At 60.9% G+C, this 6,865-nt stretch carries 8 protein-coding genes; 1 reads left to right on the top strand and 7 read right to left on the bottom strand.

What is annotated here, in order from left to right; genetic code table 11:
* Positions 1-20: 20 nt before the first annotated feature.
* From tnpC to ACTJI6_RS23310, 4 genes are all read right to left on the bottom strand, one after another.
* Positions 21-1,586 carry an IS66 family transposase gene (tnpC, locus tag ACTJI6_RS23325; protein WP_080622378.1) on the bottom strand — a complete coding sequence of 522 codons (1,566 nt, stop codon included), beginning with the start codon at positions 1,584-1,586 and terminating at the stop codon, positions 21-23.
* A gap of 68 nt (positions 1,587-1,654) precedes the next feature.
* Positions 1,655-2,014, bottom strand: coding sequence for an IS66 family insertion sequence element accessory protein TnpB (gene tnpB, locus ACTJI6_RS23320; RefSeq protein ID WP_214273084.1), 360 nt, complete (start codon positions 2,012-2,014; stop codon positions 1,655-1,657).
* A complete protein-coding gene (tnpA, locus tag ACTJI6_RS23315; RefSeq protein WP_440798008.1) occupies positions 2,008-2,427 on the bottom strand; it encodes an IS66-like element accessory protein TnpA in 420 nt (139 codons plus the stop codon). The genes tnpB and tnpA overlap by 7 nt, the downstream gene beginning before the upstream one ends.
* Positions 2,428-2,486: 59 nt before the next feature.
* Entirely contained in the window at positions 2,487-3,446 is a 960-nt protein-coding gene (locus ACTJI6_RS23310; RefSeq protein WP_440804112.1) for a tripartite tricarboxylate transporter substrate binding protein, read from the bottom strand.
* Between the two features lie 282 nt (positions 3,447-3,728).
* On the opposite strand from ACTJI6_RS23310, the gene ACTJI6_RS23305 reads away from it, so the two are divergent.
* Positions 3,729-4,724, top strand: a complete 996-nt coding sequence (locus ACTJI6_RS23305; RefSeq protein ID WP_440804110.1) for a LacI family DNA-binding transcriptional regulator — start codon at positions 3,729-3,731, stop codon at positions 4,722-4,724.
* Between the two features lie 69 nt (positions 4,725-4,793).
* Here ACTJI6_RS23305 and ACTJI6_RS23300 read toward each other — a convergent pair whose 3' ends face one another.
* From ACTJI6_RS23300 to ACTJI6_RS23290, 3 genes are all read right to left on the bottom strand, one after another.
* Positions 4,794-5,207 carry a cytochrome C-552 gene (locus tag ACTJI6_RS23300; RefSeq protein ID WP_440804108.1) on the bottom strand — a complete coding sequence of 138 codons (414 nt, stop codon included), beginning with the start codon at positions 5,205-5,207 and terminating at the stop codon, positions 4,794-4,796.
* A 13-nt stretch (positions 5,208-5,220) separates the two neighbouring features.
* Positions 5,221-6,321, bottom strand: coding sequence for a sulfite oxidase (locus ACTJI6_RS23295; protein ID WP_440804105.1), 1,101 nt, complete (start codon positions 6,319-6,321; stop codon positions 5,221-5,223).
* A gap of 269 nt (positions 6,322-6,590) precedes the next feature.
* On the bottom strand, positions 6,591-6,865 hold a 275-nt coding region (locus tag ACTJI6_RS23290), incomplete at its 5' end, for an NAD(P)(+) transhydrogenase (Re/Si-specific) subunit beta (RefSeq protein ID WP_440804102.1).

Below are 6,865 nucleotides of genomic sequence, written 5' to 3'. Positions count from 1 at the left end.
GTAAGCGCGACGACGAGGCCCTATGCAGCGAGGCTTGACGCTTGGTCGTAGCACCAGGGCATGAGGTCCTCGATGCGGGATCTGGGGTGTCCGTCGAGGATGGCCCGGAGGGTATCGGCGAGGTAGTCGACGGGGTTCACGCCGGACAGCTTGCAGGTGGCAACCAGCGAGGCGAGCATGGCCCAGTTCTCGGCGCCGATTTCGTTCCCGGCGAAGAGGGCGTTCTTCCGGGTCAGCGCGATCGGACGGATCTGGTTTTCGACCGGGTTGGTGTCCAGCTCGAGGGTGCCATCGTCGATAAAGCGGATCAGGCCGGGCCAGTGCGCGAGGGTGTAGCGGATATCCTCGGCCAGCAGGGACTTCCGCGGGATGCGCGAGAGCTGGGTCTCCAGCCAGGGCTTGAGCGCGGAGATGATCGGGGCGGATTGCTCGCGTCGGATGGCCATGCGGACGGCCGGGTCCTTGCCGCGCACGGTCTTTTCGATCTGATACAGCAATGCGATCTGGCGCAGCATCTCCTCGGCGATGGGCGAGCCGTCGCTCTCGACGCGTTTGACGAAGCGGCGGCGGACGTGGGTCCAGCAATAGACCAGCTGCCACGGCCCCTCATCGCGCGTGATCTCGGTCAGCGCATTGTAGGATTGGTAGGCGTCGCATTGCAGGAACCGGCCGCGGTATCCGGCCAGGAACCTAAGCGGATGTTCCCGTCCCCGACCGGGAGCGTAGTGGAACAGCACGAGGGGCGGGCCGGCACCGCCATGCCCGCGATCGTCGGATACGACGGCCCAGAAGTAGCCGCTCTTGGTGGCCTTCCGGCCCGGCTCCAGAACAGGCGCGCGGGTCTCGTCGACGAAGATCCGGTCGGCGACGCGCAGGTGGACCTTCATGTGGTCGATCACGGGCATCAGGTGGAAGCAGGCGCGGCCGACCCAATTGCCGAATGTGCCGCGGTCGAGGTGGAGCCCCTGCCGCTCGAAGATCCCCGCCTGGCGGTAAAACGGAAGGTGGTCGCCGAACTTCGAGATGATGATCCATGCGATCAGCCGCTCGGTGGGCAGGCCGCCCGGCACGACGTGCTCGGGCGCATGAGCCTGCACTACGGCCTGCGAGCAGCGGCGACAGGCATATCTGGGGCGCCGCGTCACAAGAACCTGGAACTGCGCCGGGATCACGTCGAGCCGCTCGGAGACATCCTCCCCGATCCGGGCCATCTCACCACAACCGCAGGGGCAAAGGGTGCTGGCCGGCTCGATCACGCGCTCGACCCGGGGCAGATGCGCCGGCAGATGCCCACGGTTGCGCGCGGGCTTGCGAGGTTCTTCCCCTCGCGCCCGGGAAAGCGCGGCTTCAGCCTTCTCCTGCGCGGCCTCAAGCACGCCCTGGGCCAGTTCGGCGTCCTCGAGCGGCAAATTGAACTGGTCGGGTGACAACTTCTCGGAACTCTTGCCAAAGCGCTCGCGCTGCGAGGTGCGCAGGATACCCTCCAGCCGGCGGTTTGCCTCCTGTACCTCCGCGAGCGCTGCCTCGACCTCCGCGAGGCGGGCCTTCAGATGAGCGTTCTCGCGGCTGAGAGTGTCGGCATCCATGCCTGAAGTGAATCACGCTGATGCCGTTCTGGCCAGTAAAAACGGGGCCTCCAGTGCGTCGGATGCACTTACCCTGCAACCAGCGGGCGGCGCACCCGCTCGGGTCTTACCAGTCTCCAGTCCAACCCCTCGAACAGCGCCGCCAGCTGCGCCGAGGACAGGCGCATCACCCCATCCCGCACCTGCGGCCAGACGAACTTGCCGCCCTCGAGGCGCTTGTGAACGAGCACCATCCCGGTCTGGTCCCAGACCAGAATCTTGATACGATCTGCCCGCTTCGCCCGGAAGACGAAGACCGCCCCGCAGAACGGGTCGAGCCCGAACATCTCCTGCACCGCCAGCGCCAGCCCGTCGATGCCCTTGCGGAAGTCCACCGGCCGCGTCGCCACGTAGACCTTCACCGGCCCGCCCTGGCCGAGCATCACCATGCCGCCGCCCGCGCCGCTCGGATCGACCGCGTAAGCAGAACCTCATCGGTATCTGCGCCGACGCGGATCACGACATCACCCACAACAATCTCCACGCCGGTGCTGGCCTCCGTCTCTGCCGGCATCTCCGCTGCGGCGCCCTCGACGACCAGTTCTGCAAACATCGGCAGTGCCGCCACGCTCTCGGGCACGACAAGCTGTCCGTCCCGTAGCTTCTTCCGCCAGTCATAAACCTGCCAGCGCGTCGTCCCGTGCCGCCGCGCGACTTCGGTCACCGAAGTTCCCGGCACCAAGCTTTCCGCCGCAATCCGCGCCCGCTCCGCCTTCGTGCGTCGCTGACGCCCGGTCGGCCCCTCCATCACTTCCAGCCGCGAAACCCCACCATCCGAGAAGCCGTCCAAATGGCCGCCCATTTTGCCGTCTCGTTCCAAGCCAACACCTCCGACGTTCATGCGCACGGAGATTGGCCCGTTCAGATCACCAGCGGCAGGAGGGGATCAGCGTCGCGCTTACATTTGGTGACACCTGCTGCCGCCAGCGTTTCGGCATTCTTTTTGGCGCCATCTTCGACAAAGGCGCGGAAGTCGTCGGGACCCTTGTATGCATAGCCGGTTCCGGTGCGCTGCAAATGTGTCTGGAATTCTGGGTCCTCAGATGCCGTCTTGCAGGCGGTTGCAAATCTTTCAACGTCCTCAGTCTTCATTCCTTTCGGTCCGAAAACGCCCTGCCAGACCGAAAACTCCAAGGGGTAGCCCGCTTCGGCCATCGTCGGAACAGCGGGATAATCTGGCTGACGCTCGGCGGCGAATACGGCCAAAGGCTTAAGACCATTCGCCTTCAGCACAGTGCCTGTTTCGGCCATCAGCTGGATTTCGCCCCCAGCAATTGCATTCATGGCAGGGCCGCTGCCCTTGAAAGGCAGATGGACCGCATTGATCTCGGTTGCCGCGGCAAAGGCCGCCGCTGCTAGATGCGGCAAGGTGCCCGGTCCCGAAGATCCATACATAACCCGCCCGTCGGTACCCGCCTTGATGACATCTGCAACCGTGTTCATCGGCGAGTCTGCCTGGGTCATCAGGAACATCGGCGTCGAGGTCGTCTGGCAAATGTAGGTAAATTCATCAAGCGCATACGCTGTCTTGCGTAGCAGAGGCTGGATCGCAATGCCGATCGGCAGGTAACCCAACATGGCGCCATCCGGTCGGGCGCGGGCAACCTCGTTGGCTCCAATCGTGCCAGACGCTCCGTCGAGATTTTTGATGATAACGGTCTGGTCCAGAACCTCACCATAGGCTGGAGCAAAGGCGCGTGCGACAGTGTCCGTGCCGCCGCCTGCACTGAAAGGCACGATCATCTCTATCGTTTGCGCAGAAGCTGCGGATGCAACTACTACAGCTGCTGCGGTCATCGTCAGAAAACGGCGATACTTCATAAAGGCTCCTCCCACCTTGGACGTATCTTGTCAGTTGGATCGCGCTCCCTCGGATTCGCTCTTCGTAATCTTTCCGGCGCGCACGAACCGCCGTCGAAGACCTGGAGCGACTTGAAGGCCGATCGGCCAACCGATGAACATAACTTATCGTAGCGCTACGATAAAGTCAACGAAAACAGCTCTTCTTGCATTTGCTCATCTGGCGTAGCAGCATTCAAAGAAGACAATTGGTGAAGTGCAGAAATGATGGAAAACACATCGAAATTTCGTAGTAGACGCAAGATGCAGAGCGTCACGATGGTCGATGTTTCAAAACAGGCAAAAGTTTCTCCTTCAACGGTATCGCTTTATCTCCGCCGTCCTGATGAGGTTTCGCAGCGCATCGGAGAAAGAATCGCCATTGCCATAGATGAACTGGGCTATGTTCCAAGCTTTATCGCTGGCGGGCTGGCCGCCGCTAGCTCCCGTGTTGTCAGCATCATTGTGCCCTCAATGCGCAACGCATTCTTTTCCGAGACGATCAATCTTGTTGAAAGCCAGCTTGCGAGACACAACTTACAAGCACTGGTTGGGCACACCGACTACGATCTGGATCGCGAGACGGCGTTGGTGCGAGCCTCGCTGTCGTGGTCACCCGCAGGAATCATTCTCACAGGTATGGACCATAGTCCGGTAACCAGCCAACTGCTGCGAAAGTCCAATGTTCCGGTGATCGAAATGTGGGACATCGGCACAGACCCTATCGACATTGCCATCGGCTTTTCTCACTTCGAGGTAGGCCGTGCACAGGCTCGTCATCTATATAGCCGCGGATGCAGCCGCGTCGCATTTTTTGGTGCAAGGGTTCAGGACGACACCCGAGCCGCCCGTCGCCGCGACGGTTTCGTTCAGGAAATCTCTGAACGCGGCGGTGTGGCGCACGTCCTGCTCGATCCTCGCCCCGCCAGTACCACATCCGGAGTCGAGATGCTGGCAACCATGATTGCGCAAGGGATCGAGGTCGACGGCATCGTCTGCTCCAATGATGCCTTGGGCCTTGGTGTGCTCTTCGAGGCGCATCGCCGTCATATTCGTGTGCCCCACGACATAAAGGTCATGGGCTTTGGCGACATGGAATTTGGCGCGAACTGTACGCCTCCAATGACGACCGTTCGCCTGCCTACCGAGGCGATCTCGCGCCACTCGGTTGATATGATCCTGACAGCTGGCTCTGACAGGTCGCGAGCAGAACGGATTATCGATCTGCAATTCCAGATTGTGCCCCGTCAAAGCGCATGAAGCTTCAATTAGCGTAATTCCGCGGCTCCATCTTTGATCTTCGAAATGGCCATGGAAGTGTGCTGCATGCTATCTCTCCGAAGAGAAGTTTTCTTTCAGATAGGTTAGGATGACCTTTTTGGTTTCGTCGTCGGGCTCAACCATGCCCTGCGCCTCGACCATCCATTTCCACAGCTCATCCCAGCGGTGATCGGTGACGCGCTGCTGCTTGATGATCTCGGTCGAATGGCAGGCTACGCATTGATAATATGTATCCTCGGCGCCCGGACCATCCGGCAGGCCGCCCAAGTCCACATTGCCTTCGCCTCCTGCCGAGGCGTCTGGACACGCCATCAGGGCGGTCATCGGATCTAGTGGATCGGCGCCGGCGGGCCTGCCCGCAAGAGGTGTCATCGGATTGGGTGCCGGGGCAGCCAGAGCCAGTCCGGCGCCAAGAACCAAAGCGGTGAATGCACTAGCACTGTGGCGGATGAAATGTTTCATGCCCTGCCCCACCTCAGGCCGCCGCGACCAGCGCGATACGGTGCTGGATGTTGTTGGCATAACCACGAGGGTTCCAGACCGGTGACAGGGGCGGCTGACTAATGCCGTCCTGATCGGTGGCGCGGGCCCAAACCTCGTAATAGCCATGCTGCGGCAATGTCACACTTGCGCGCCACCGCTGCCAAGCAAACCGGTTCGCGGGAGTTTCGAGCGTCGCTTCCTGCCACGTCTGACCAAAGTCGATTGAGACGTGCATCGCGCTGACATCGCCCTTGCCGCACCAGGCATGACCACGCACTTCAACCTGTTCGCCCGCTTTCACCTCGGCCCCGGTTTCCGGGAAGGTGACAAGGGATTTGACGGGCATATTGGTCAAGACCACCATATCGCTTTCGGGAACTTCGGTTCCCGGCGCCACGGGATAGGCCGGGATGCGGTAGGAATCTCCGGTCATCTTTGCGCCATCATGTTCCTTGTCGCGGATCCAGATTCTAGTCAGGTATTTCTGTGAGGCTGAGGCCGGATAACCCGGCACGATCACCCGCAGCGGAAACCCGTGCAAGGCCGACAGCGGCTCTCCGTTCATCGCCCAGGCGATGATTGAGTCGCCCTCCATAACCTTCTCGATGGGAGCCCCCCGCGAGATCACTTCTTTTTCCTCATCGCCGCTCAGGTGAACATCGTTGCTGTAATGGCCGGTATAAACCGCAGTCTTTTTCAATCCGGCTTCCTTCAGCACATCGGACAGCCGCACGCCGGTCCATTCAGGACAGCCGACCGCCCCCACCGTCCACTGGTTGCCCGAAGTTCCAGGTTGGAAATATGCGCGACCATTACCGCCGCATTCAATCACTAGGCGGCGGGTAACGTTTTCGAAGCGCGACTTCAGGTCGTCGATCGTCAGTTCCAGCGGATTCTCGACCTCGCCGTCTATGGTCAGGCTCCAACCCTCGGCATTCTGATCCAAAGCTGTCTGAGGCACCAGACCGTTCATGCGCACGAACAGATGCTCATATGGGGTGATTTCGTCGTCCAGCAGATGGGCAGGCACCTCGGCGTTCAATGGACGATCACCAAGGACGACAAGTCCCGTCTTGCCAGACATCAGATCCATTCCGGTATCCTGAGCCAGGGCTACAGGGATAACGCCTGAGGGCAGGTTGCGCTCGAATGGGATCGTCATTCCCAACATTGCACCCAAGGCCGATAGGCCGGTCGTCCTGAGGAAACGGCGCCGCGACTCGTCCGGGGTGTCTCCGTCATATGTTGCTACAGTGTTGCAGGCTTGCTGGGACATTGTCGTTCTCCGTGGTTGCTGTGAGGGCAAGGACCGGTCCCTCTGGAAGGGCTTGGATGAAACCTGTTGCGCAGAGGTTCAGCCAATTACTCGATCGTGGGTAGCAGCTTGTTGAGGCTGTCCTTGGCATCGCCATAGAACATCCGGGTGTTCTCCTTGAAGAACAGCGGATTTTCGATGCCGGAATAGCCGGTGCCCTGGCCGCGCTTGCTGACGAAGACCTGCTTGGCCTTCCAGACCTCCAGCACCGGCATCCCGGCGATGGGGCTGTTCGGATCGTCCTGCGCCGCCGGGTTCACGATGTCGTTCGAGCCGATGACGATCACCACGTCGGTATTCGGGAAGTCGTCGTTGATCTCGT

The sequence above is a fragment of the Paracoccus sp. 22332 genome (assembly GCF_052045125.1).
Classification (GTDB): Bacteria; Pseudomonadota; Alphaproteobacteria; order Rhodobacterales; family Rhodobacteraceae; genus Paracoccus; species Paracoccus haematequi_A.
The sequence above is the reverse complement of the archived record's forward strand: the minus strand, read 5'-3'. Positions and strand labels throughout refer to the sequence as shown.